The organism is Arenimonas caeni (assembly GCF_003024235.1).
Lineage (GTDB): Bacteria > Pseudomonadota > Gammaproteobacteria > Xanthomonadales > Xanthomonadaceae > Arenimonas > Arenimonas caeni.
In genome coordinates, this window is the sequence record NZ_KZ679098.1 from 36,122 (window position 1) to 59,985 (window position 23,864).

The following is a 23,864-nucleotide window of genomic DNA, read 5'->3' on the forward strand; positions in this document are numbered from 1 at the left end:
CACGCTCCCCCATCCTCCCGAGGCCGCCATGCGCGAGCTCTACCCCGCCATCGAACCCTTCGACAGCGGTTTCCTGCAGGTCGATGCCCGCCACCGGCTCTATTACGAGCAGTGCGGCAACCCGGACGGAAAGCCGGTGGTGATGCTGCACGGCGGCCCGGGCGGCGGCTGCGGGGCAAAGATGCGGCGCTTCCACGACCCGGCGGCGTACCGGATCATCCTGTTCGACCAGCGTGGCGCCGGCCGCTCGACCCCGCATGCCGACCTGGTCGACAACACCACCTGGGACCTGGTGGCCGACATCGAGAAGCTGCGCCGCCACCTTGGCATCGAGCGCTGGCAGGTCTTCGGCGGCAGCTGGGGTTCGACCCTGGCGCTGGCCTATGCGCAGGCGCACCCGGGCCAGGTGAGCGAGCTGGTGCTGCGCGGCATCTTCATGCTGCGGCGCTGGGAGCTGGAGTGGTTCTACCAGGAGGGCGCGTCACGCCTGTTCCCGGAGGCCTGGCAGCACTACCTCGAGCCGATCCCGCCGGTGGAGCGGCACGACCTGATGAGCGCCTACCACCGCCGCCTGACCTCGGAGCACGAGGCGACCCGGCTGGCGGCCGCGCGCGCGTGGTCGGTGTGGGAGGCGGCGACGAGTTTCCTGCGCCAGGACGAGGACTTCATGCACAGCCACGAAGACCCGGCCTTCGCCCTGGCCTTCGCGCGCATCGAGTGCCACTACTTCGTCAACGGCGGCTTCTTCGACGTCGACGACCAGCTGCTGCGCGACGCGCACCGGCTCAAGGGCATCCCGGGCGTGATCGCGCACGGCCGCTACGACGTGGTCTGCCCGGTGCAGAACGCCTGGGACCTCAAACAGGCCTGGCCGGAAGCCAGGCTCGAGATCGGCCCCACCTCGGGCCACTCGGCCTTCGAGCCCGAACTCGTCGACATCCTCGTCCGCGCCACCGACGGCTTCCGCTGAGCCCACCCGCGCCCTGCAGGAGCGCCTTCAGGCCCGACGCTTTTGCTCGCGTTGACCCCTCCGGCCGGGCAACCGCCGGAGTGGCGCCTCCACTCGCGCAGGCACCGAGCGGCCCAAGCAAGACAAGCAGAAGCATCGGGCCTGAAGGCCCTCTCACAGGAGCTTCGGGCCTGAAGGCGCTCCTGCAGGGTGGGGGTCAGGCCGGGGATCCGTCGGGGTTGCGGTCGAGCAGCCAGAGGCCGGCCCAGAGCTTGGGGTCCATGGCGTAGCCTTCGGCCATCTTCGCGACCAGCCAGCGCGGGGCGTCGGCCACGGCGACCTCGTGCACGGTGATGTCCTCGGTTTCGTCGCCGCCGCCGGCGTGCACGCGGGTCAGGCCGCGGGCGCGCACGAAGGCCACCAGCTCGTTGCTCATGCCCGAGCTGCTGGGGCCGACCATCAGCACCTTCACTTCCGAGGCGAGCCAGCCGGTTTCCTCGAGCAGCTCGCGTCGAGCGGCTTCTTCCATGGTGTCGGTGGCCTCGAGGTCGCCGACCAGGCCGGCCGGCATTTCGATGGTGTTGGCGCCCATCGGAATCCGGTATTGCTCGACGAACAGCAGCTTCTGCTCCGGCGTCACCGCGATGACGATCACCGCGCTGCCGGCGTTGGTCCGCTCGGCGTATTCCCAGTGCCCGCGGCGGACCAGCCGCAGGTACTCGCCCTCGCACATCACCGTCTTGTCGCTGCTCATGGGCGAATCCTAGCCCGGCGACCGCGCCGGCGTCAGGCCGAGAACAGGCGCCGGCGGGTGAGCGGGCCGAAGCGCAGCTGTTCGCACAGGCCCTCGAGGGCCCCGGCGTCGGGCGGACGGCGTTCGGCCTGCCCGAGGTCGGCCGGCAGCGGGGCGGCGGTGTCGATGGTGGCCAGCCGGCGGGAGAGCAGGGCGATCTCGCGGTGCTCGCGCAGGCGGGCGGCGTGCTGGGCGCTGCCGCGCATGCGCAGGAAGGGCACCTCGTCCAGGCGCTCGTAGACGGCGTCGAGCGAACCGAAATGGCCGAGCAGGGTGGCGGCGGTCTTGGGACCGATGCCGGGCACGCCCGGGATGTTGTCGATGGCGTCGCCGGTCAGGCCCAGGTAGTCGGCGATCTGGTGCGCGTGCACGCCGTAGCGGGCCTTGACGCCGTCGGCGCCCCAGCGCTCGTTGCGGGCGTAGTCCCACTGCTGGTCGCCCTCGCGCAGCAGCTGCGAGAGGTCCTTGTCGGCCGAAATCACCAGGCCGGCGTGCCCGGCGTCGCGTACCTTCGCCAGGGTGGCGCCGATCAGGTCGTCGGCCTCGTAGCGCGCGTCCGACAGCACCGCCAGGCCCAGCGCCCGGCAAAGCGCCTGGCAGTGGCCGAACTGGCGCTTGAGTTCCTCCGGCGCCGGATCGCGGTTGGCCTTGTAGGCCGGGTAGAGCGCATTGCGGAAGTTCGACTCGAGCGACTCGTCGAAGGCAACGGCGATGCGTTCGGGCTGCTGGCGCTCGAGCAGGTCGAGCAGGAAGCGCGCGAAGCCCTGCACGGCATTGACCGGCCAGCCGTCGGCGTCCCGGAACTCGTCGGGCATGGAGTGCCAGGCCCGGAAAACGTAGAGGCTGGCGTCGACCAGGTGGACCGGCGCGCTCACGGTACCCACTCGCCCAGCAGGGCCTCCGGGTCGGGGCGCTGCCGCTCGGGCGCGGGTTCGGCCGGCGTGCCGACGTGGATGAAGCCGAGCACCGACTCGTTCCCGCCCAGGCCCAGGCGCGCACAGACGACCGGGTCGTAGGCGGCCCAGCCGGTCAGCCACTGCGCGCCGAAGCCCAGGGCCTGCGCCGCCTGCAGCAGCGCGAAGCACACGGCGCCCCCGGAAAGCAGCTGCTCGCGCTCGGGCACCTTGTGGCCGGGCGTGGTGCGGGCGATGACGGCCAGCACCAGTGGCGCCTGTGAGAATCGCTGCCGGTCCTTGTCCACCACGGCGTCGGAGGCGGACGGGTCGCGCTCGCGCGAGCGCGCCGCGAGCAGCTCGCCCAGGGCATGGCGGGCCTCGCCGCGGATGGCCAGGAAGCGCCAGGGCACGAGCCTGCCGTGGTCGGGCACGCGCACGGCCTCGGCCAGCATCGCCTGCAGCTGGGCGGCGTCGGGGCCGGGCTCGTGCAGCAGGCGGGAGGGTACGGAGCGGCGCTGCCGCAGGAATCGCAGTTCGTTCATCCGCGCAAGCCTACCATCCGTCCGCCTGCGCCTTACCGGACGGTTTCTGAGGACGGTGTCACAGTTATCTGTGGCACGATTGCCGACAATCCTCCCCAAAGCGCGTAGTCCCCCCGGCGTGCAGAGGTCCCTTGATGAACGATCCCCGCAACCCAGGCAGCGACCGTCCCGCCGCTCCGGCGGCGCGTGAGTTGGTGGCCGGCATGCGCCGGCGCAGCACCGAGCACCTGCAGGCCGTGCTGGCCCGCGTGTTCGCCCGCGCCGACGACTGGCTGTTCGACCTGGCAAAGAAGGACGGCGTGCCCGACGGCTCGCCCTACCTGTTCGCAATGCGGGCCCTGCGCACTTCGCGCGCTCCGATCGAGCGCGGCTTCCGCGAGTACCTCGACCGGGCCTTCGGCGGCCTAGAGAGCCGCACGGCGCCGCCGCGCCAGGCCGAGGCCGGCGGCGAGGGCCTCGAGCTGAGCCTGCTGCCCGAGAGCGAACTCGAGCAGCAGCTGGCCACCAACCTCACCGCCGAAGCCATCACCCGGATCCACGGCCACCAGCTCGACGAACTGGCCGGCCGACTGGCCCGCATGGTCGGCGTGGCCAAGCTCGAGGCCGATGCCAACCCGCTCAGCGCGCACTCGCTTGCCAGCGCCATCGGTTCGGCCCATGGCGACGTCGACCTGCCCGACGACGTGCGCATGGTGCTGTTCAAGTACTACGAGCGCGAACTCATCCACGACCTGCGCGACCTGCTGGCCGATCTCAACGCCCAGCTCGAGGCCGCCGGTTACCGCCCCGACGTGGCCACGGCCAAGCCGGTGCAGCGCCCGGCGGCGCCGCGCCCGGACATGGTCGCGCCGCCCACGGCCGACGGCTATGCCCCGGCCGCTTCCGACTACCAGCCCTCCGGCGGCGATGCCGGTACCCCCGCCGCCGAGGACCGGGCCGTCTACGAGGCGCTGCGGCAGCTGCTGCACGCCTGGCGCCCGGCCCAGCAGGGCGGCGTCGCGGGCGGCGCCGTCGGTGGCCGCCAGACCGGCCGCGGCGGGCAGCGTCCGCTGCAGTCGAACGAAATGATGTCGCTGCTCTCGCTGATGCAGTCGAGCGTGCCCGAGGCCGTCAACGAGGCGCTCGAGCGCCCCGAGGTCTCGCTGGCGGCCCTGCTCAAGAACGAGCTGCTGCGCGGCGCCACCCGCATCGGCCTGCCGCCCGAGCAGGTCAGCATCAGCCAGGACGACGAGGACGCGGTCGACCTGGTCGGCATGCTGTTCGACGTGATGTTCGACGAGCGCGACTTCGAGCAGTCGGCGCGCACGATGATCTCGCGCCTGGTGGTGCCCTTCGTGAAGGCCGCGGTCATGGACCGCCGGCTGTTCCTCTACAAGACCCACCCGGCGCGCCGCCTGCTCAACTCGCTGGCCGAGGCCGTCGAGGGCAACCGCGGCGAGGGCCCGCAGGAGCGCGAGCTGCTGCAGAAGGCCGAGAACACCGTCGACCGCCTGATCGCCGAGTTCAATGAAGACCTGGCGATCTTCGAGACGCTCGAGCAGGAGCTGCGCCAGTTCCTCGAGCAGCACCGTCGTCGCGTCGAGCTCGCCGAGCGCCGCGCCGCCGAGGCCCAGCGCGGCCAGGAGCGCCTGGAACAGGCCCGCGACCTGGCCAAGCTCGAACTCGAGCAGCGCACCCTCGGCCTGGAGCCGACGCCGGCCATGCGCGACTTCCTCGAGCGCTGCTGGACCCACCACCTTTCGATGATCGCGCTGCGCGAGGGCCCGGACAGTGGTTCCTGGCAGACCGCGCTTTCCGTGGCCGACCGCCTGCTGGCCCTGCTGCCGAAGCCGGGTGACCCGGCCGAGGCGATCGCCCCGGGCCTCAGGGCCCTGCGCGAGCCGCTGGAAACCGTGCTGGCCAGCTCCGGCATCATCGGCGAGGCCGCCACCGACATGATCCGTGGCCTGGGCGACAGCCTCGAGCGCCGCGCCCGTGGCCAGGCCCAGGTGCCGGTCGCGCCGGCGCCGGAAGCGGCGCAGGACGACAAGGTCGTGCAGCTGCCCGACCGCCGCTCGGCGGTGCAGGCCGCGCTGTCCGACCTCAAGCCCCGGCTCGAGGTGGTGGCGGGCAAGAAGAGCCTCGATGTCAGCGACAGCGACGTCGAGCAGATGCGCCAGCTCAAGGTCGGCACCTGGATTCACATCGCCGGCGAGGATGGCAAGCACCATCCGGTCAAGCTGTCGTGGGTCAGCCCGATCTCCTCGCGCCTGATGTTCGTCAACCGCCGCGGCGTGCGCGTGCTCGTGGCCTCGGTCGAGGAACTGGCCGCCATGAAGCAGGAAGGCAACCTGCTGGTGCGCGAGCAGGAGCAGGTCTTCGACCAGGTCCTGCACCGCGTCATGGGCAAGCTGCGCGACGACCTGGGCTGAGGCCCCTGCCGCGGGTGCGGCGCTTCCGGTAGCATCCCCGGCATACCTGCTGGGGAGTGGCGTGCATGGCGGCCTGCATCGTTTGCATCCGTGAGACCTCGCCGGGCGAGCGGCGCGTTGCGCTGACGCCGGAGACGGCGAAGAAGCTCGCCGGCCTCGGCGCCCGGGTGCTGCTTGAGCGCGGCGCCGGCGCATCGGCGTTCTTCCCCGATGCCGCCTACGCCGACGCGGAATTCTGCGACGACGCCGACGCCGCGCTGGCCCAGGCCGACGTGCTCGTCTGCGTGCAGCCGCCGACAAACGAGCGCCTGGCCCGGCTCCGGCCCGGCACGCTGGTCATCGGCCTGCTCGCCCCGCATGCCGATGCCGCCCGCGTGCAGGCCTTCGCCGACGGCCGGCTCACCGCCTTCGCGCTCGAGAAGCTGCCGCGCACCACGCGCGCCCAGGCCATGGACGTGCTCAGTTCGCAGGCCGGCATGGCCGGTTACAAGGCGGTGCTGCTGGCCGCGCAGCTGGCGCCGCGCTATTTCCCGATGCTCACCACCGCCGCCGGCACCATCCGCCCGTCGAAGGTGCTGGTCGTCGGCGCCGGCGTCGCCGGCTTGCAGGCCATCGCCACCGCGCGCCGGCTCGGCGCCCAGGTGGAAGGCTTCGACGTGCGTCCCGAGACCCGCGAGCAGATCGAATCGCTGGGCGGCAAGTTCCTCGACCTCGGCGTCAGCGCCGCGGGCGAGGGCGGTTACGCGCGCGAACTCAATGCCGAGGAGCGCGCCGAGCAGCAGCGTCGCCTGGGCGAGCACCTGCGTTCGGTGGACGTAGTGGTGACGACCGCCGCCGTGCCGGGCCGGCCGGCCCCGCGCATCCTCACCGCCGCGATGGTGTCGGGCATGAAGCCCGGCAGCGTGGTGGTGGACCTGGCCGCGGAGACCGGCGGCAACTGCGAGCTGACCCGCCCGGGCGAGACCTTCGAGCACGAGGGCGTCACCTTCGCCGGGCCGCTGGGCCTGGCCAGCCAGGGCGCGCTGCACGCCAGCGAGATGTACGCGCGCAACGTGTTCAACTTCCTGGCGCTGTCGCTCAGGGACGGCCAGCTGGCGCTGGACTGGGACGACGAGCTGGTGGCCAGGACCTGCCTGGCCCACGACGGCCAGCGTCGCGACTGATCAGTCGGCCTGGCCGCCGGCCTCCGGCGGCTGCGGCACCTGGCCCGGGCCGCCGGCTTCGAGCCAGGCGCGGCGCTGCTCCGGGCTGAGCGCCCGCCAGCGCGCCGACAGCTCCTTGCGTTCGTCCTCGGGCAGGGCCCGCATCGCCCGCATGGATTCGCGCATGCGCTCGCGCAGCTCGGGCGGAAGCTCGCGGTAGTTGCGCATGCCCTCGCGGATCCGTTCGCGCTGTTCGGGCGTCATCGCCTCCCAGCGCGCGCGGCGTTCGGCGCGCTCGAGTGCCATCACCCGCTGCGAGGCGGGCAGGCCGTCCCAGCGCTCGCGCAGGCGTTCGACCGACGCCTGCTGCGCCGGGGTCAGTTCGTCCCAGGTCGGCACCTTGACGCCCTCGGGCACCACCACCGGGCCGTGGTGGGGCGCGCCGTGGTGCCCGTGCGACCGCCGGCCCTCGCGGCTTTCGTCCTGCGCCAGGGCGAGGCCGGGCAGCAGCAGGGCCAGCCACAGCAGCGGACGCAGGCCATGCCGGCTCATCGGCGGCTCCCCGGCGCCGCCACCGGCGCCTCGGCCAGCCAGGCATAGAGTTCGGCGTCCTCGGCCATCACCAGGGCCTCGATTTCATCGCCGGCCAGCGGTTCGGGCACGGGCGTGCCGGGCCGGTCCGGCATCCACCAGGCCAGGCCCAGCGCGAGCACGGCCGCGGCGAAGGCGCCGGCGGGCAGGCGCCAGCCGCGGGCCGGCGCGGGGCCGGCCTCGAGCGCGGCTTCGCGCGCCCGGCGCAGGCGGAAGGCCATGCCCTGGTCGAGCCGGCTGCTGGCACGGTCGAACAGTGCGCGCGGCGTGTCGTGCGGGATGTCGGGGCGGCTCATCGCCAGTCCTCCAGGTGTTTGCGCAGGGCGGCCATCGCCCGCGACAGATGGGTTTTCACCGAACCTTCGGAGCAGCCCATGGCCGCGGCGGTCTGCGCCACGTCCAGGCCCTGCAGTTCGCGCAGCAGGTAGGCCTCGCGCTGGCGCCGGGGCAGGGCACGCACGGCCTGGCCCAGGGCCAGCCAGGCGGCGCCGTCGGCATGCCGGCGCGCCGGGTCTTCATTCGGGTCGGGCAGCATCTCCAGCGGGTCCTCGCGCTGATCCTCCGGCCGGCCGAGCACGGCCATCACCTTGCGGCGCACGGCGTTGCGGCGGTGCCGGTCGGTGATCTGCCGGCGCAGGATCGACCAGAACAGCGGCGGCCACTCGGCCGGCGGCCGCCCGCGGTAGCCGACGAACCGGATCATCGCGTCCTGCACCGCGTCCAGCGCGTCCTCGCGGTGTCCCAGTGCCAGTTCGGCCATGCGGAAGCCACGGCGCTCGACCGAGGCCAGGAAGGCCTCGAGGCTGGCGGGCGCGGCACCGGGGGCGGCGTCGAAGGGCATCACGGGTGGGCGGCATGGCCGGTCATGCCGCCTTATAACGCATCGAACCGGCCGGGGTTGACCGGCGCCGGCGGCCACTGGCCGGTGTTCAAGCTGCGGTTATGATGCGGGAATGGCGCTATCGCCCGGGGAGGGGACATGGACGGCTTCGTCGCGCTGTACATCTTCATGCTGGCGGCCTTCACCGGCTACGAGATCATCGGCCGGGTGCCGGTGATCCTGCACACGCCGCTGATGTCGGGTTCGAACTTCGTGCACGGCATCGTGCTGGTGGGCGCGATGGTGGTGCTGGGCCACGCCGACACCACGCTGGAGAAGGTCATCGGTTTCCTCGCGGTGCTGATGGGCGCGGGCAACGCCGCCGGCGGCTACGTCGTCACCGAGCGCATGCTCGAGATGTTCAAGTCGAGCAAGAAGGGGGGCGGCGCATGAGCTGGTTGCCGGTGCTGGTGAAGGCCAGCTACTTCGTCGCCGCGCTGCTTTTCATCCTGGGCATCAAGCGCATGGCCTCGCCGGTGACCGCGCGCAGCGGCATCCAGTGGGCCGGCGCCGGCATGGTGGTGGCCACGCTGGCCACCTTCGGCACGGAGGGAATGCACAACCTCCCGCTCATCATCGCCGCGCTCGTGCTGGGCACCGCGGTGGCCTGGTGGTCGGGCAAGCGCGTGGCCATGACCGACATGCCGCAGATGGTGGCGCTCTACAACGGCCTGGGCGGCGGCTCGGCGGCGGCGATCGGCGCGGTGGAACTGCTGCGCTTCTCGGACGCGGGCCTGGCGCCTTCGCAGACGGCGCTGGTGCTGGCCGTGGTCGGCGCGCTGATCGGCTCGATCTCGCTCACCGGTTCGGTGATCGCCTGGGCCAAGCTCGACGGCCGGCTCGACAAGCGCTTCACCTTCCCCGGCCAGCAGGCCTTCAACGCCTTGGTCTTCCTGGTGGCCCTGGCGCTCGGCGCGCTCACGGTCTATGGCCTGCAGCAGCCGGTGATCATCGGCTTCTTCGTGGCGGCGCTGGCGGTGGGCATCCTGATGACCCTGCCGATCGGCGGCGCCGACATGCCGGTGGTGATCTCGCTCTACAACGCGCTCACCGGCCTCGCGGTCGCCTTCGAAGGCTACGTGCTGCAGAACGAGGCGCTGATCATCGCGGGCATGGTGGTGGGCGCGGCCGGCACCATGCTCACCCAGCTGATGGCCAGGGCGATGAACCGCTCGATCGCCAGCGTGCTGTTCGGCAGCTTCGGCGCGGCGGGCGAGGCGAAGGAAATCTCGGGCGCGCAAAAGCCGATCGAGGCCGGCGACGTGGCGGCGATGATGGCCTACGCCGAGCGCGTGGTGATCGTGCCCGGCTACGGCATGGCCGTGGCCCAGGCCCAGCACAAGGTCTGGGAGCTGACGCAGGCGCTGCTAAAGCGCGGCGTGAAGGTGAAGTTCGCCATCCACCCGGTGGCGGGCCGCATGCCGGGCCACATGAACGTGCTGCTGGCCGAGGCGGGCGTGCCCTACGACCTGATCGCCGACATGGACGACATCAACCCCGAGTTCCCGACCACCGACGTGTCCCTGGTGATCGGCGCCAACGACGTGGTCAACCCGGTGGCCAGGACCGACCCGGCTTCGCCGATCTACGGCATGCCCATCCTGGACGTGGCCGACTCGAAGAACACCATCGTCATCAAGCGCGGCAAGGGCACCGGCTTCGCCGGCATCGAGAACGCGCTCTTCTACGCCGACAACACCCGCATGCTCTACGGCGACGGCGCCGCCGCGGTGGCGCAGCTGGTGGCGGAGCTCAAGGCGATCGACGGCGGGCACTGACGGCGCCCGGCCGGCGGCTAGCGGGCCAGGCGCCAGGCCAACGGCAGGGCCAGCAGGGCCCAGGCGAGATCCCAGCCGCTGGCGGCATGGCGCAGCAGTTCGGACGCCAGCACCGGGCCCATGCGGCTGGCGGCCTCCAGCGGCCGCAGGCCAAGCGGCAGGCCCATCATCATCGAGGCGACGAACCAGTAGCTGATGGCGATGGCCAGCGCGGTGCCGGCCGTGGCCGCCCAGGCCCGGGCCCGGCTGGCCGGCATGGCCGAGAGCCTGAGCAGCAGGGCCAGGTCCACCGCCGCCAGCAGCGCCAGCCAGCCCGCCATGCCGCGCACCGCCAGCGCCACCGCCAGCCAGATCGCCACCATGCCGGCCACGCCGGCCAGCCAGGCCACGGCCGGCAGCAGCCAGCCGGGGCGGGAATCAGGACGGTGCGTTGGCGACAAATTCGTTACCCGGTGCCTGGGCGGGCTAAAATAGCCGGGTTTCCCGCCAGGCGATACCCGAGTGAGCTATTCGCGAACCAGCGAGCCGGTCAAGTTCGAACGCGACTGCGATGCCGTCATGGTGCCGCAGGGCGAAGCCGTGACCCTGCCGGCCGGCACCACCGGCTACATCACCCAGGCGCTGGGGGGCTCGTTCACGGTGTTCGTGGACGGCAACCTGTTCCGCATCGCCGGCGTGGACGCCGATGCCATCGGCAAGCCGCAGCCCGAGCCGCTGGTGCTGCCCGAAGGCGCCGGCGACGCCGAGGTCGAGAAACTGGTCTGGGACCAGCTGCGCACCTGCTTCGACCCGGAGATCCCGGTCAACATCGTCGAGCTGGGCCTGGTGTACGACTGCGACCTGGGGCGCAACGCCGAGGGCGAGCGCACCGTCGCCATCCGCATGACCCTCACCGCGCCCGGCTGCGGCATGGGCGACATCCTGGTGCAGGACGTGCGCGACAAGGTCGAGCAGGTGCCGACGATCGCCGAGGCCGACGTCGAACTGGTGTTCGACCCGCCCTGGAACCAGTCGATGATGTCCGACGCGGCGCGTCTGGAAACCGGCCTGTTCTGAGCCCGGCCCGGCAGCGGCTAGGGCAGCCACGCTGTCGCCCGCGGCCCGGCCTGTAGTCCATCCCTGACCATTTCGAGGCTGGCCGACGAACGGCTGGTTTTTCGTTGGCTGGCCGCTTGACCCGTGACTTTCGTCACGTTAGCGTCGGCCGTGTGTCACGCATTTGAGATTTGCGTCACACATCCGGGTGGTTGCTTCAGCTTGCGGTTCGATTCGAGGCCAGGAAATGGCTCGGCAGGCGGAGGTGTTCCAGGGGACCCGGGGCATGGATGCAAGCACGGCCGTCCAACGGCCTTTGTTGCCATCACTATTCGGGGATCCAATCAGTGAGCAAGAACTCTCGCAAGCTCCGCCTGCGCGGACTCGTCGTGGCTACGTCGCTGGCTTTCGCCGGCTCGTCCGCGTTCGCCGCCCAGGTCAACACCGCCGGCCTCCAGCCGGACGGTCAGTACGACCGCTTCGTCGTCAAGTTCAAGGAGAACACGCCGGAGGCCGCCGACCAGAGCGCCCTGCGGCGTTCGCTGCAGTCGGCCAGCGCCGGCGCCAGCCAGATGCTGCGTGCCAACGGCCTGCAGCGCGGCCTGCGCGCCAACCAGGCCGACGTGGCCGCCCGCCACCTGCGCCGGATGTCGCTCGGCGCCGACGTGTTCACCACCAACCGCAAGCTCCGCGCCGACGAGGCCGAGCTGTTCATGCGCCAGCTGGCCAACAACCCGAACGTCGAGTTCGTGCAGGTCGACCGGCTGATGAAGCACACCCTGACGCCGAACGACACCAGCTACAGCCAGCAGTGGGGCTACTTCGACGCCGACGCCGGCATCCGCGCCGACCAGGCCTGGAACGTCGCCAACGGCAGCGGCATCATCGTCGCCGTGCTCGACACCGGCCACGTCAGCCACTCCGACCTCAACGCCAACATCGTCGCCGGCTACGACTTCATCAACGACTCCGCCGTCGCCGGTGACGGCAACGGCCGCGACTCCGACCCGAGCGACCCGGGCGACTACTACGGCGGCAACCCGTCGAGCTGGCACGGCACCCACGTGGCCGGCACCATCGCCGCGGTGACCAACAACGCCAAGGGCGTCGCCGGCACCGCCTGGGGCGCCAAGGTCATGCCGGTGCGCGTGCTCGGCCGCGGTGGTGGCTACACCTCCGACATCGCCGACGCGATCACCTGGGCTTCGGGTGGCACCGTCTCCGGCGTGCCCAGCCTGACCGCCGCCAACGTCGCCGACGTGATCAACATGTCGCTCGGTGGCAGCGGCAGCTGCGACAGCCTGACCCAGAACGCGATCAACGGCGCGGTCAGCCGCGGCACCACCGTCGTGGTCGCCGCCGGCAACAGCAACGCCAACGTCGCCAACTTCTCGCCGGCCAGCTGCAACAACGTGGTCGCCGTCGCTTCGGTGACCAGCTCGAGCGCCCGCTCCAGCTTCTCCAACTACGGCGCGCTGATCGACGTTTCGGCCCCGGGTTCGAGCATCCTCTCGACCCTCAACAGCGGCACCCAGGGCCCGGGCGCCGAGAGCTACGCGTCCTACAACGGCACCTCGATGGCGGCCCCGCACGTGGCCGGCGCCGTGGCGCTGGCCCAGAGCCGTCGCCTGGCCCTCGGCCTGCCGCTGTGGACCCCGGCCGAGGTCGAGTCCCAGCTCAAGGCCACCGCCTATGCGCTGTCGGGTTCGTGCTCGGGTGGCTGCGGCGCCGGCATCATCGACGCCAACGCCCTCGTGGCCGCTGCCGGTGGCAGCACCCCGCCGCCCCCGCCGCCGCCGCCGGCTGGTGGCGAGCTGACCAAGGGCGTGGCCGTCACGAACCTCTCGGCCAGCACCGGCAACTCGCTGTACTACACTATGGCCGTGCCGTCGGGCGCCAGCAACCTGACCTTCACCATGTCGGGTGGCACCGGTGACGCCGACCTGTACGTGCAGTTCGGCAGCCAGCCGACCGACAGCTCGTACGTCTGCCGTCCGTACCTGAGCGGCAACAACGAGACCTGCACCATCGCCGCGCCGTCGGCCGGCACCTACCACGTGCGCGTGAAGGCCTACTCGAGCTTCTCCGGCGTGAGCCTGGTCGGCAACTACACCACCGGTGGTGGCGGCGGCGGCTCGCCGCAGACCTACAGCAACGGCACCGACTACACCATCAGCGACAACGCCACGGTCGAAAGCCCGATCTCGGTCACCGGCCGCAGCGGCAACGCCCCGAGCAATGCGTCGGTGTCGGTCGACATCCGCCACACCTACAAGGGCGACCTGCGCGTCGACCTGGTGGCCCCGGATGGTTCGACCTACAACCTGCACAACCGCTCCGGCGGCAGCACCGACAACGTGATCGGCACCTGGACCGTGAACCTGTCGAGCGAGGCGCTCAACGGCACCTGGAAGCTGCGCGTGCGCGACAACGCGCGTGGCGACACCGGCTACATCAACAGCTGGTCGGTGACGTTCTAAGCGTTCGCGTCAGTGGCACCCTTCGGACCCCGGCCTCGTGCCGGGGTCTTTTTTTGGCTCGGCGCCGGCTCAGCCGCCCAGCACGTCCAGCCGCACCTCGATGCTCGCCTCGGGCGTCGGCGTGTGGATCATGTACAGGTCTCCGGGACTGCGCGGACGCGGCGGCACCGGCACCACGACCACTGAATAAACCTCGATCGTCGCCTGCACCGTCCTGCCGTCCGGCAGCGGAAGGGTGACCACGCGGACCGAATCGTTCTCGGGCTTGCTCATCGCACTTTCCTCCGGCGTGCGCCCGTGGGTGCGGGATCAGTGCTGCGCGGGCGCGGCCTCCACCAGGCCGGCCCGCAGCAGGAAGGGATTGGTGGTGATGCGCAGTTCGGCCATGCCGGCGGCGCGCGCCGCCTCCAGGCTGGCGCGCGCGGCCGCTTCCTCGCCGGCCAGAGCGCGCACCTGCGCGGCCAGCACGGCCACTTCGGCCGGCTGCTGGCCGATGGCCTCGGCGCGGGCCAGTGCATCCGCCGCCGCCCCGGGCTCGCCGAGGTTGGCGAGGTACCAGGCCAGCAGCGCCTGCGCCTTGGCGTCGCCTGGTTTCATCGTCACGAACTCGCGCATGCGCCGGGCCGCCTCGGCGTAGGTCGCCGCGGCCTCGTCCGGCTCGCTGCCCGACAGCGCGAGCGCGTCGGCGAGGTTGCCCCACAGTTCCGGGTTGTTCGGGTTGAGCTGCACCGCCTGCCGGTAGTGGCTGCCGGCACCCTCGGTGTCGCCGGCCTGCATGCGCAGCGTGCCGAGGTTGTTGAGCACGGCCTCGATCGGCTCGATCGCCAGCGAGCGTTCGAAGGAGGCGATGGCGTCGTCGTTGCGGCCCGCGGCGGCCTGCAGCGAGCCGAGCGTGCTCCAGACATGGGCGTTGCCGGGTTCGAGTTCGCTCGAACGCGAAAGCGCGTCGATCGCCGCGGGCAGGTCGCCGGCCAGGTAGTGCTGGTAGCCGAGGTCGGCGTGCAGGCGGGCGTCGTCGGGGCTGGCCGCGACCGCCTGCCCGAACAGCGCGAAGGCGCGCGTGGCGTCGCCGGTCGCGAGGTGCGCCTTGGCCTGGCCGGCCAGCGCCATGGCGCGGACCGAGAGGTCGGCCTCCGCGCGCTGGTAGTGCTCCAGCGCGCGCGCGTGGTCGCCGCCGGCGCGGTAGAGGTCGCCGAGCGCCAGCTGCACCGAGCCGAGCGTGCCGTCCATGTTGCCCGCCCGCAGGCAGGCCAGGCGCGCCGACTCGAAGGCGCCGGCGTCGCGATGGCCCTCGAATCGCCAGAGCTCGGCGCGGCAGATGCCGGCCTGGGCGAGCGCGAAGCGGCTGTCGCGTTCGAGTGCCTGGCTGAAGCTCTCGATCGCGCGCGGGCGGTCGCCGGCGCTGAGCAGGCGCAGGCCGCCCAGGTAGTCCTCGAATGCGGCCAGGTCGCGGGTCGGCGTCAGCCGTCGCCGCAGGCCCTCGCCGGCGTCGGGAAGCGGGCCGACCAGCAGGCGCGCCACCTCGGCGGCGATTTCCGCCTGGATGTCGAACACGCGTTCGGGCTCACGGTCGTAGCTGCCGCTCCAGAGCGTGAAGCCGGTACGGGTGTCGGAAAGCCTCGCCGACACCCGCAGGCGGCCCTGCTCGCGCCGGAGGTTGGCATCGAGCACGGCGGCCACGCCCAGCTGGCGGCCGACCGCCACCGGCCCGCCGCCGGCCTCGATGGCCTCGCGCGGGCGCCAGGCGGCCACGCGCAGGCCGTTGACGCCGGCCAGCGCGGCGAGCATTTCCCGGGCCAGTCCTTCGGCGTAGGCCTTGTCCTGCTCGCTTCCGCCGAGCGCGTCGAAGGGCAGCACGGCCACCGAGGCCTCCGCCGCCACGGGGCCGGGGTCCCAGGGCCGGGTGGCCAGCAACAGCACCACCAGCACCAACGCCGCGGACGCCAGCGCCCAGCGCCAGTGCCGCGAGCGGTCGCTGCGGCGACGGCCCAGCCGGGCCGTCTCGGGGTCGCGGGGCGGGTCCTCGCGGCGTGCCGTCGCCGGCGGCTCGCCTGGCACCGGCGCCGGCGGCGGGGTCGCGGCAGCGGCGGGCGGCGTGCCGGGGGCTGGCGGCTCCGTCGGCGCCGGCAGGTCGAGCGGGGCGATGAAGCGGTAGCCCAGGGCGTGCTGGGTCTGGATGCAGCGCGGGGCGTGGGAGTCATCGCCCAGGGCATGCCGCAGCTGGGCGATGGCCCGGGTCAGGACCCCCGGGGTGACGTGGCGGTGGCCCCAGACGGCATCGAGCAGCTGGTCGCGGCTGAGCAGCTCGCCGTGGTGGCGCAGCAGCTCCACCAGCACGGCGAAGGCCTTGGGCTCCAGCGGGCGCGGCTCGCCGTCCCGGCAGATCGAGTGCGCGGCGACGTCGACGACCACGCCCTCGAAGCGGTAGCGCTCGGCACCTTGGCCGCCCGGGGGCGGCGTGGATCCAGGCTCCATCGGCATTCCCTCACGCAAACCTCGCGAACGGATGCAAAGCCCTGCTGCCTCCACCGGCTTCCTTCATGACCACGGCCGTGGGCCGCGCCGATGCTGGACCTGCGCCGGATCCCCGGCGCCACTGACGCCAAAACCGGAGACAAGATATGTACGCGAACGCAGAAACCTTCCCGGCCCTGCCAGCCGCCCTGGCCCGGATCCCGGCCCCCGGCCCGGCCCGCCGCAGCAAGATCGGCCCCTGCGCCCTGCAGGCCCGTGAGCTCGACCGATTCAACGGCCTGCTGGCCGAACTCGGCCGACCCGACCCGCTGGCGGGCGACCAGATCGTGACGGCCGCCCGCGACCTGTACGACCCCCGCCTGGGCGACATCCAGTCGCCCTGCATCTCGGTGCGCCTGGCCCATGCGGCACCGCTGGACCAGTTCGTGCTCGACGAGGGCTGGGCGCCGGCCGGCCAGGCCCTGGCGGCGGCCCGCGCCGTGCTCGCCTACCTGCGGCGGCCGGATGACCTGATCCCGGACTGGGTGCCCCAGGTCGGCCGCCTGGACGACGCGATCGTGGTGGACGTGGCCTGGAGCCGCATCGGCGACGAACTGGCGGGGTACCGGGACTTCTGCCGCCTGCGGCTGCTCGAATCGCGCCTGCGCGGCGAACCGCCGGGTCGCTTCCGCTTCGGGCGCGGCGAATGGATCGAGGCGCGCCGCGCCGAGTCCGGGCTGCGCGAGCACCAGCGCCAGGTGTTGTCGTCGAGCTACCTGCCGGCGCCGGCGTCGCGCTTCCGCGTGCATTGAGCTGCACGCGGGCGGGGCAGGGCGGGGCCGCGCCGGCGCGGTCTCAGCCCGCCGCCTCGAAGCGGTTGGCGGCGACGTTCTTGCGCACCTTGAGCGGGTCCCAGATGCGGCCGTTCATGGCGATGTAAACGCCCGCCGGCTTGGACTGCACCGCGCCGACCGCGGTGCCGATGTTGAACTCGGCGTCGGATCCGCGGAAGCGGGCCGGGTTGAGCGCGCCGGTGAGGACGATGGTCTTGCCCGGGATCGTCGCCAGCACCCGGGCGGTCTCGACCATGGTGTCGGTGCCATGGGTGACCAGCACGTGCGCGGCCGGCTGCGCGGCGATCGTGGCGCGCAGCAGCTCGCGGTCGTCGGCGGTGATGTGCAGGCTGTCCTTGCGGATGATCGGGATCACCGTGAACCGGAAGGCGACGCCGAGCTCCTGCAGGATGCGGCCGATCTGCGGCTCGCCGACCTGGTAGTCGGACTTGTCGTCGAAATACACCTTGTCGATGGTGCCGCCGGTGGTGACGACCAGAAGCTCGTCCATGGGTTCCTCCTTGGGGCCGCGATTATACGGTCGGGCGCCGGGCCCGGCGGGCGGCGAAGCGGGCGCGCATGCCGTCCCAGCTGGCGGCGACCACCAGCACGGACGCCAGCGCGGCTTCGGCCAGCGCCAGCCCGCGGACCTCCGGCTCCGACCAGGCCAGCATCACGCCGTGGCAGAAATAGAGCAGGGCGGCCAGCGCACCCCAGAAGCCGGCGCGCCGGTGCCGCAGCAGCACCAGCACCGCCGCCGGCAGGATGGGCAGCGAGAAGAACAGCGCCATCGTCCAGGGCGCGGCCTGGGTGGGCGGGGCCAGCCACAGGCGCCAGGCCAGCTGCAGCGCCAGCATCGCCAGCACCGCGACCGCGGTGATGCGGGCGGCCCGGCTCACGCGGAGAGCTTCCGGGCGGTATCGGCCAGGCGCCGGCCCAGCGCGCGCGCCAGCTGCTTCTCCTCCTCGCTCGGCTCCGGGTCGTCGGCCACGCCGGCGACATGGCTGGCGCCATAGGGCGTGCCGCCGCTGCGGGTGGTGTTGAGCGCGGCTTCGGTGAAGGGAATGCCCAGCACCACCATGCCGTGGTGCAGAAGCGGGACCATCATGGTCAGCAGGGTCGACTCCTGGCCGCCGTGCTGGGTGGCGGTGGAGGTGAACACCGCCGCGGGTTTCCCGACCAGGGTGCCCGAGGCCCACTGGGCGCCCAGCCCGTCGATGAAGTGCTTCATCGGCGCGGCCATGTTGCCGAAGCGCGTCGGGCTGCCCAGGGCCAGCCCCACGCATTCGTCCAGGTCGCGGTGGCTGGCGTAGGGCGCGCCCTCGTCGGGCACCGGGGGCGCCGCCGATTCGGTGACGGGCGCCACCGGCGGCACGGTGCGCAGCCGGGCCTGCATGCCGGCGACCTCCTCGATGCCGCGGGCGACCTGGCGCGCCAGCCGCGCGATCGAGCCACCGCGGCTGTAGTACAGGACCAGGATCTCGGGCATGGCTCGCTCGCGGGGTGGGGACGCCGGCATTATCGCCCACGTTTGCGTCGGGGCTGCGTTTGCTAGGCTTGGCCGATGCCTGTCGCCCGCACGATCAACCAATGGTGGCACCGCCTGGACCGGGAACGGGTCCAGGCCTTCGCCCGTTTCCTGTGGAAGCGCTTCCTCGACGACCGCTGCTTCGAGACCGCCGGCGCCCTGGCCTACACCACGCTGTTCGCGCTCGTGCCGCTGAGCATGGTGGTGTTCGGCATCCTGGCCGCCTTCCCGGTGTTCGATGCCTGGAGCGCCCAGCTCACCAACTTCATCTTCTCCAACTTCGTGCCCGGCTCGGCGCGCGTGGTGGAGGAATACCTTCGCGAGTTCACCCGCAGCACCAGCCGGCTCACCGCCACCGGCGTCACCGCCCTGCTGGTGTCGCTGCTGCTGACGATGTGGAGCATCGAGTCCACCTTCAACCGGGTCTGGCGCGTGCCGACGCCGCGGTCGGGCCTGTTCCGCTTCCTGGTCTACTGGACGCTGCTGACGCTGGGAACGCTCGGCGCGGTGGCCAGCCTGGCGGTCACCTCCTACCTGTTCGCGCTGCCGGTGTGGTCGGGCGAGGCCCAGGCCTGGACCACGCGACTGCTGGGCTACCTGCCCAACGCGGTCGAACTGCTGGTGTTCACCCTGGCCTACTGGCTGATCCCGCATCGCAGCGTGCCGCTGCGCTTCGCCCTGGCCGGCGGCCTGTTCGCCACGGTGCTGTTCGAACTGGCCAAGCGCGGCTTCGCCGCCTACCTGCTGGGCGTGCCGACCTACGAGCAGCTCTACGGCGCGCTGGCGGTGGTGCCGATCTTCATGCTCTGGGTCTACCTGAGCTGGGTGGTGGTGCTGCTGGGCGCCAGCTTCGCCGCCTCGCTGTCTTCGTTCCGCTACCAGCCGCGGGCGCTGCGCCTGCCGGCCGGCATGGAGATGTACGGCTACCTGCGCTTGCTCGGGCGCCTGGCCCAGGCCCGGCGCGATGGCCGCGGCCTGCACATCGCCGACGTGCAGGACATCGAACCCATGCTCACCGACGACCTGCTCCAGCGCATGCTCGCCGGCCTGTCGGGCCTGAACGTGGTGCGCCGGGCCGAGGACGGCAGCTGGCTGCTCAGCCGTGACCTCGATGCGGTCACCCTCGGTGAACTGCACGAGGGCCTGGGCCTGCGCGTGCCCGGGCCGGTGCACGGGCTGCCGGGCTACGACGATCCGATCGGCCGCGATGCGGCGCGCGCTCTCGCCCACCTCCAGCAGCCGCTGGAAATGCCGATGGCGCGCAGCGTCGGCAGTTTCTTCACCCCCGGACCGGACAATACGACGCCATGAAGACCGCGACCCTCGCCAGCCTGCTGGTGCTCGCCCTGGCCGCCTGCCAGCCCGCCGCCGAGGCACCCGCCGAGGCCGCGCCCGCGCCTGCGCCGGTCGCAGCCGAACCGGCCGCCGCCCCCGAACCGCCGACCCACCCGGGCCTGGTGGTCGAGACGCTCGACGACGGCACCTTCGACCTGGCCGCCCAGCGCGGCGGCTGGGTGGTGGTGAATTTCTGGGCCACCTGGTGCAAGCCCTGCCTGAAGGAAATCCCCGACCTGAGCGCCTTCGACGCCTCGCGCGATGACGTGCGGGTGATCGGCCTGGCCTACGAGGAGATCGAGCCCGACGACATGCGCGCCTTCCTGAAGGAGCACCCGGCCGGCTACCCGATCGCCCTGCTGGACGTGTACGACCCGCCGGGCGATTTCGAGACCCCGCGCGGCCTGCCGATGACCTACCTGATCGACCCCGAGGGCAAGGTGGCGAAGAAGTACCTGGGCCCGATCACCTCGGAGATGCTGGCGGCCGACATCGCCGCCGCCGGCGCCGGCTGAGCGCCGGCCCTAGTAGCGGTTCGCGATCGGCTTGACCGGCCCGGTGTAGCGCTCCTTGCGCGGCCTGCCGGGCAGCGGCGGGAGTTCGATGTGCTGCTCGGGCACGGCGTGGTCGGGCAGGTGGTCGAGCAGGTGGCGGATGAGGTTGAGCCGGCCGCGCTTCTGGTCGTTGAAGTCCACCACGTACCAGGGGGCATGGCGCTTGTGCGTGGCCTTGAACATGGCGTCGCGGGCGCTGCCGTACTCGGCGTACTTCTCGCGCGCCTTGACGTCGATGGGCGAGAGTTTCCAGCGCTTGAGCGGGTCTTCGAGGCGCTCGAAGAAGCGCTCTTCCTGCTTGTCCTGGTCCACGGCCAGCCAGTACTTGAACAGCAGCACGCCGTCGTCGACCAGCATCTTCTCGAACACCGGCGCCTGGGCCAGGAAGGCGTCCACCTGCGCCGGCGTGGCAAAGCCCATCACCTTCTCGACGCCGGCGCGGTTGTACCAGCTGCGGTCGAACAGGGTGATCTCGCCTGCCGCAGGCAGGTGCGGCACGTAGCGCTGGAAATACCACTGGCCCTGTTCGCGCTCGCTGGGCCTGGACAAGGCCACCACGCGGCACTGGCGAGGGTTCAGGGACTCGGCGATCGCGGCGATCGCGCCGCCCTTGCCGGCGGTGTCGCGGCCTTCGAACAGCACCACCACGCGCTTGCCGGTGTGCTGCAGCCAGCGCGCCATCTGGTTTAGCTCGACCTGCAGGACTTCCAGCGTGTCTTCGTACTCGCGTCGCTTGAGCTTGGCCATCGATGTCCCCGGGGTGGTGGCAGCCGGCGCGGCGCTCAGGATTCGCGCAGGCGTGGCCGCAGGTTGGCGAGGTTGCAGGGTTTGGTGCGGGCGTCGAGCTGTGCCCGCACCAGTTTCTCCCAGCCGGTGCGGCAGGCCGAGGTCGAGCCGGGCAGGGCGAACAGGAAGGTGGCGTTGGCCAGGCCGGCGAAGGCGCGCGACTGCAAGGTCGAGGTGCCGATCTCTTCGAAGCTGATCGCCCGGAACAGTTCGCCGAAGCCCGGCATTTCCTTGTCCAGCAGCGGCAGCAGGGCCTCGGGCGTGGAGTCGCGGCCGGTGAAGCCGGTGCCGCCGCTGACCAGGATGCCGTGCACGGCATCGTCGGCGATCCAGCGCGAGACGATCGCCCGCATCGCGTACTTGTCGTCGCGCACGATGGCGCGCTCGTGCAGGTGGTGGCCGGCTTCGGCCAGGGCGGCGCAGAGGTAGTCGCCCGAGGTGTCGTTGGCGGCGGTGCGGGTGTCGGACACCACCAGCACGCACAGCGACAGCGGGACGAAATCGGTGGCGGCGCTCACGCGGCCTCCGTGAGCAGCTTGAGCTCGTCGGCCTGGTGTTCGCGGGTGAGGCGGTCGACCAGTTCGTCCAGGTCGCCGTCCATCACCTGCGGCAGCGCGTAGAGCGTGAGCCCCTCGACCCGGTGGTCGGTGATGCGGCCCTGCGGGAAGTTGTAGGTGCGGATGCGCTGGCTGCGGTCGCCGCTGCCCACCTGCAGCCGGCGCGCCTGCGCCTGCGCGGCGGCCTGCCTCGAACGTTCTTCGTCGAGCAGGCGCGCCTTGAGCAGCGACATCGCCCGGGCGCGGTTCTTGTGCTGGCTGCGCTCGTCCTGGCATTCGACCACGATGCCCGAGGGCAGGTGGGTGATGCGGATGGCCGAGTCGGTCTTGTTCACGTGCTGGCCGCCGGCGCCGGAGGCGCGGAAGGTGTCGACCTTGATGTCGGCGTCGCGCACTTCGATTTCGTCGACCTCGTCGAGCTCGGGCAGGATGGCCACCGTCGCGGCCGAGGTGTGGATGCGGCCCTGCGACTCGGTCGCCGGCACGCGCTGCACGCGGTGGGTGCCGGACTCGAACTTCAGCCGCGAGTAGGCGCCCTTGCCTTCGATGCGCGCGACGATTTCCTTGTAGCCGCCGTGCTCGCCCTCGCTGGCCGAGACGATCTCGACCTGCCAGCGGCGGCGTTCGGCGTAGCGCGCGTACATGCGGAAGAGGTCGCCGGCGAAGATCGCCGCCTCGTCGCCGCCGGTGCCGGCGCGCACTTCCAGGAACAGGTTGGCCTCGTCGCGCGGGTCGCGCGGCACCAGCAGCAGGGCGAGTTCGTCGTCGAGCGTGGCCAGGCGCGCGCGCGCGGCGGGGATCTCCTCCTCGGCCAGTTCGCGCAGTTCCGGGTCCGCGCGCATGGCTTCGGCGGCCTGCAGGTCGCGCTGGGCCTGCGCCCACGCGGCCAGGCCGGCGGCGACCGGCTCGAGCTGGGCGTATTCCTTCGACAGCGCGCGGAAGCGGGTGTTGTCCGCGGCGATGCCGGGGTCGGCCAGCAGGCGGCCGACTTCCTCGTGGCGCTCGGCCAGGGCCTCGAGCTTACGGCGCAGGCCGGGCGTCATCGTCGTCCTGGTAGAGGCGTTCGGCCGCGCGCAGCAGGTCGAGGTCGCCGTCGAGCGCGGCCTGGCGCAGGGCGGCGCTGGGGCCGTGCAGCAGTTTGTTGGTGAGCTGGGCGGCGAGCAGTTCGACCACCTCGGTGGCCGGCTTGCCGGCGGCCAGCTGCTCGTGCGCCCGGGCCAGCATTTGCTCGCGCGCCGCATCGGCGCTGCGGCGCATGGCCTTGAGGGCGTCCTGGCGGCCCTGCGCGCGCCACCAGGCCATGTAGTGGCCGACCTGCAGGTCGATGATGGCCTGGGCCTGCTCGGCTGCCTCGCGGCGCGAGGCGCGGTTCTCCTCGATCACCTGCTCGAGGTCGTCGACCGTGTACAGGTACACGTCGCCCAGCGTGGCCACGGCGGGGTCGATGTCGCGCGGCACGGCCAGGTCGAGCATGAACATCGGCCGGTGCCTGCGCGCCTTGAGCGCGGCCTGCACGGCGTCGAGCTTCAGCACGGGCTCGCGGCTGGCGGTGGCGGTGATGACGATGTCGGCCTCGGGCAGGTGGCGCGGCAGCTCCGAGAGCGGCAGCGCGTAACCGCCGTGGCGGCTGGCCAGGGCCTGGGCGTGTTCGAGCGTGCGGTTGGCCACCAGCAGCCGTCGCGCCTTCGCATCGACCAGGTGGCGCGCGGCCAGTTCGATGGTGTCGCCGGCACCGACCAGCAGCACGGTGGCGCGGTCGAGTTCGCTGAACACCTGCCGCGCCAGCCGCACCGAGGCGTAGGCCACGGAAACGGGATGGGCGCCGATGCGGGTGTCGGTGCGCACGCGCTTGGCGACCTGGAAGCTCTGCTGGAACAGGCGGTCGAGCGAGCTGCGCAGGCGCTGCCGGCCACGCGCAGCCTGCCAGGCGTCCTTCACCTGGCCGAGGATCTGCGGCTCGCCCAGCACCAGCGAATCGAGCCCGGTGGCGACCCGGAACAGGTGCCGCACGGCCTCGTCGTCGCGGTGCAGGTAGAGGTAGTCGGACAGCGCATCCGGCGCCAGGCCGTGGTGCACCGCCAGCCACTCGGCCACGGCGGCCTCCCGGCCTTCCTCGACCTGGGCGTACACCTCGGTGCGGTTGCAGGTCGAGAGCAGGGCGGCTTCGGCCACGCCCGGCACCTGGCCGAGCGCATCGAGCGCGGCCGGCAGCTGGCCACTGTCGAGCGCCACCCGCTCGCGCAGGGCGAGCGGGGCAGTCTGGTGGTTCAGGCCTAGGGCTAGCAGGGGCATGGGACGTTGGCTGGCCGCGTTGCGCTAA

General features: G+C 72.0%; 25 protein-coding genes and 2 pseudogenes. 11 read left to right on the plus strand and 16 right to left on the minus strand.

Translation table 11 applies throughout. The features are described from left to right. Positions 1-28 precede the first annotated feature (28 nt). On the plus strand, positions 29-970 hold the full coding sequence (pip, locus tag C6N40_RS12065; protein ID WP_106991286.1) for a prolyl aminopeptidase: 942 nt from the start codon (positions 29-31) through the stop codon (positions 968-970). A 196-nt stretch (positions 971-1,166) separates the two neighbouring features. Here pip and C6N40_RS12070 read toward each other — a convergent pair whose 3' ends face one another. From C6N40_RS12070 to C6N40_RS12080, 3 genes are read right to left on the minus strand one after another with little or no spacing between them, the layout of a single operon-like run. Then, positions 1,167-1,703, minus strand: coding sequence for an NUDIX hydrolase (locus C6N40_RS12070; RefSeq protein ID WP_106991287.1), 537 nt, complete (start codon positions 1,701-1,703; stop codon positions 1,167-1,169). Between the two features lie 32 nt (positions 1,704-1,735). Beyond that, the gene (locus tag C6N40_RS12075; RefSeq protein WP_162782212.1) at positions 1,736-2,626 is read right to left on the minus strand and encodes a 5'-3' exonuclease; all 891 of its coding nucleotides are present in this window, start codon (positions 2,624-2,626) and stop codon (positions 1,736-1,738) included. After that, positions 2,614-3,180 (minus strand): nitroreductase family protein, encoded by a 567-nt coding sequence (locus C6N40_RS12080; RefSeq protein ID WP_106991289.1) that lies wholly within the window; start codon positions 3,178-3,180, stop codon positions 2,614-2,616. Before C6N40_RS12080 ends, C6N40_RS12075 begins: the two co-directional genes overlap by 13 nt. A gap of 134 nt (positions 3,181-3,314) precedes the next feature. Between C6N40_RS12080 and C6N40_RS12085 the strand changes: the two genes are divergently transcribed. Together C6N40_RS12085 and C6N40_RS12090 are read left to right on the plus strand one after the other, a co-directional pair. Next, entirely contained in the window at positions 3,315-5,591 is a 2,277-nt protein-coding gene (locus C6N40_RS12085) for a DUF1631 family protein (RefSeq protein WP_106991290.1), read from the plus strand. A 65-nt stretch (positions 5,592-5,656) separates the two neighbouring features. Further along, the gene (locus C6N40_RS12090; RefSeq protein WP_106991291.1) at positions 5,657-6,754 is read left to right on the plus strand and encodes an NAD(P) transhydrogenase subunit alpha; all 1,098 of its coding nucleotides are present in this window, start codon (positions 5,657-5,659) and stop codon (positions 6,752-6,754) included. Here C6N40_RS12090 and C6N40_RS12095 read toward each other — a convergent pair whose 3' ends face one another. From C6N40_RS12095 to C6N40_RS12105, 3 genes are read right to left on the minus strand one after another with little or no spacing between them, the layout of a single operon-like run. Then, on the minus strand, positions 6,755-7,285 hold the full coding sequence (locus C6N40_RS12095) for a DUF3106 domain-containing protein (protein ID WP_106991292.1): 531 nt from the start codon (positions 7,283-7,285) through the stop codon (positions 6,755-6,757). It lies immediately after the preceding gene. Continuing rightward, positions 7,282-7,620, minus strand: a complete 339-nt coding sequence (locus C6N40_RS12100) for a hypothetical protein (RefSeq protein ID WP_106991293.1) — start codon at positions 7,618-7,620, stop codon at positions 7,282-7,284. Before C6N40_RS12100 ends, C6N40_RS12095 begins: the two co-directional genes overlap by 4 nt. Continuing rightward, positions 7,617-8,165, minus strand: a complete 549-nt coding sequence (locus tag C6N40_RS12105; protein WP_106991294.1) for an RNA polymerase sigma factor — start codon at positions 8,163-8,165, stop codon at positions 7,617-7,619. Before C6N40_RS12105 ends, C6N40_RS12100 begins: the two co-directional genes overlap by 4 nt. A gap of 138 nt (positions 8,166-8,303) precedes the next feature. On the opposite strand from C6N40_RS12105, the gene C6N40_RS12110 reads away from it, so the two are divergent. Both C6N40_RS12110 and C6N40_RS12115 read left to right on the plus strand, forming a co-directional pair. Further along, positions 8,304-8,597 (plus strand): NAD(P) transhydrogenase subunit alpha part 2, encoded by a 294-nt coding sequence (locus C6N40_RS12110; RefSeq protein WP_106991295.1) that lies wholly within the window; start codon positions 8,304-8,306, stop codon positions 8,595-8,597. Continuing rightward, positions 8,594-9,982 (plus strand): NAD(P)(+) transhydrogenase (Re/Si-specific) subunit beta, encoded by a 1,389-nt coding sequence (locus C6N40_RS12115; protein WP_106991296.1) that lies wholly within the window; start codon positions 8,594-8,596, stop codon positions 9,980-9,982. Before C6N40_RS12110 ends, C6N40_RS12115 begins: the two co-directional genes overlap by 4 nt. A 17-nt stretch (positions 9,983-9,999) precedes the next feature. On the opposite strand, the gene C6N40_RS12120 is transcribed toward C6N40_RS12115, so the two are convergent. After that, positions 10,000-10,422 (minus strand): hypothetical protein, encoded by a 423-nt coding sequence (locus C6N40_RS12120; RefSeq protein WP_106991297.1) that lies wholly within the window; start codon positions 10,420-10,422, stop codon positions 10,000-10,002. Between the two features lie 61 nt (positions 10,423-10,483). Between C6N40_RS12120 and sufT the strand changes: the two genes are divergently transcribed. The 3 genes and pseudogenes from sufT to C6N40_RS14505 all read left to right on the plus strand — a co-directional run. Then, positions 10,484-11,038 carry a putative Fe-S cluster assembly protein SufT gene (sufT, locus tag C6N40_RS12125; protein WP_275887159.1) on the plus strand — a complete coding sequence of 185 codons (555 nt, stop codon included), beginning with the start codon at positions 10,484-10,486 and terminating at the stop codon, positions 11,036-11,038. A 326-nt stretch (positions 11,039-11,364) separates the two neighbouring features. Continuing rightward, a pseudogene (locus C6N40_RS12130) lies at positions 11,365-13,128 on the plus strand (S8 family peptidase); the annotation flags it as partial. 138 nt (positions 13,129-13,266) lie between these two features. After that, positions 13,267-13,497, plus strand: a pseudogene (locus C6N40_RS14505) (proprotein convertase P-domain-containing protein); the annotation flags it as partial. Between the two features lie 69 nt (positions 13,498-13,566). Here C6N40_RS14505 and C6N40_RS12135 read toward each other — a convergent pair. Then, positions 13,567-13,770, minus strand: coding sequence for a hypothetical protein (locus C6N40_RS12135; RefSeq protein ID WP_106991299.1), 204 nt, complete (start codon positions 13,768-13,770; stop codon positions 13,567-13,569). Positions 13,771-13,806: 36 nt separating this feature from the next. Continuing rightward, positions 13,807-15,972, minus strand: a complete 2,166-nt coding sequence (locus C6N40_RS12140) for a tetratricopeptide repeat protein (protein WP_162782213.1) — start codon at positions 15,970-15,972, stop codon at positions 13,807-13,809. Positions 15,973-16,118: 146 nt separating this feature from the next. Between C6N40_RS12140 and C6N40_RS12145 the strand changes: the two genes are divergently transcribed. Further along, complete coding sequence (locus tag C6N40_RS12145) at positions 16,119-16,763, plus strand: DUF1232 domain-containing protein (protein ID WP_106991301.1); 645 nt, start codon at positions 16,119-16,121, stop codon at positions 16,761-16,763. Between the two features lie 43 nt (positions 16,764-16,806). Here C6N40_RS12145 and C6N40_RS12150 read toward each other — a convergent pair whose 3' ends face one another. The 3 genes from C6N40_RS12150 to wrbA are packed head-to-tail and all read right to left on the minus strand — an operon-like array spanning position 16,807 to position 18,273. Then, positions 16,807-17,295 (minus strand): asparaginase domain-containing protein, encoded by a 489-nt coding sequence (locus tag C6N40_RS12150; RefSeq protein ID WP_106991302.1) that lies wholly within the window; start codon positions 17,293-17,295, stop codon positions 16,807-16,809. A gap of 22 nt (positions 17,296-17,317) precedes the next feature. After that, positions 17,318-17,683, minus strand: coding sequence for a DUF2069 domain-containing protein (locus C6N40_RS12155; RefSeq protein ID WP_106991303.1), 366 nt, complete (start codon positions 17,681-17,683; stop codon positions 17,318-17,320). Then, positions 17,680-18,273, minus strand: coding sequence for an NAD(P)H:quinone oxidoreductase (gene wrbA, locus C6N40_RS12160; protein WP_106991304.1), 594 nt, complete (start codon positions 18,271-18,273; stop codon positions 17,680-17,682). The genes C6N40_RS12155 and wrbA overlap by 4 nt, the downstream gene beginning before the upstream one ends. 75 nt (positions 18,274-18,348) lie before the next feature. Here wrbA and C6N40_RS12165 point away from each other — a divergent pair, with 75 nt between their 5' ends. Both C6N40_RS12165 and C6N40_RS12170 read left to right on the plus strand, forming a co-directional pair. Continuing rightward, positions 18,349-19,623: a YihY family inner membrane protein gene (locus C6N40_RS12165; protein WP_106991305.1), complete on the plus strand. Its 1,275-nt coding sequence runs from the start codon at positions 18,349-18,351 to the stop codon at positions 19,621-19,623. After that, on the plus strand, positions 19,620-20,162 hold the full coding sequence (locus C6N40_RS12170; protein WP_106991306.1) for a TlpA family protein disulfide reductase: 543 nt from the start codon (positions 19,620-19,622) through the stop codon (positions 20,160-20,162). Before C6N40_RS12165 ends, C6N40_RS12170 begins: the two co-directional genes overlap by 4 nt. Before the next feature lie 9 nt (positions 20,163-20,171). Here the strand turns inward: C6N40_RS12170 and ppk2 are convergent, their stop codons facing one another. From ppk2 to hemA, 4 genes are read right to left on the minus strand one after another with little or no spacing between them, the layout of a single operon-like run. After that, positions 20,172-20,948, minus strand: coding sequence for a polyphosphate kinase 2 (gene ppk2 / locus C6N40_RS12175; protein WP_106991307.1), 777 nt, complete (start codon positions 20,946-20,948; stop codon positions 20,172-20,174). A gap of 35 nt (positions 20,949-20,983) precedes the next feature. Continuing rightward, positions 20,984-21,505 (minus strand): molybdenum cofactor biosynthesis protein B, encoded by a 522-nt coding sequence (gene moaB / locus C6N40_RS12180; RefSeq protein WP_106991308.1) that lies wholly within the window; start codon positions 21,503-21,505, stop codon positions 20,984-20,986. Then, positions 21,502-22,587: a peptide chain release factor 1 gene (gene prfA, locus C6N40_RS12185; RefSeq protein ID WP_106991309.1), complete on the minus strand. Its 1,086-nt coding sequence runs from the start codon at positions 22,585-22,587 to the stop codon at positions 21,502-21,504. Before prfA ends, moaB begins: the two co-directional genes overlap by 4 nt. Further along, on the minus strand, positions 22,565-23,836 hold the full coding sequence (gene hemA / locus C6N40_RS12190) for a glutamyl-tRNA reductase (RefSeq protein WP_106991310.1): 1,272 nt from the start codon (positions 23,834-23,836) through the stop codon (positions 22,565-22,567). Before hemA ends, prfA begins: the two co-directional genes overlap by 23 nt. Positions 23,837-23,864 lie beyond the last annotated feature (28 nt).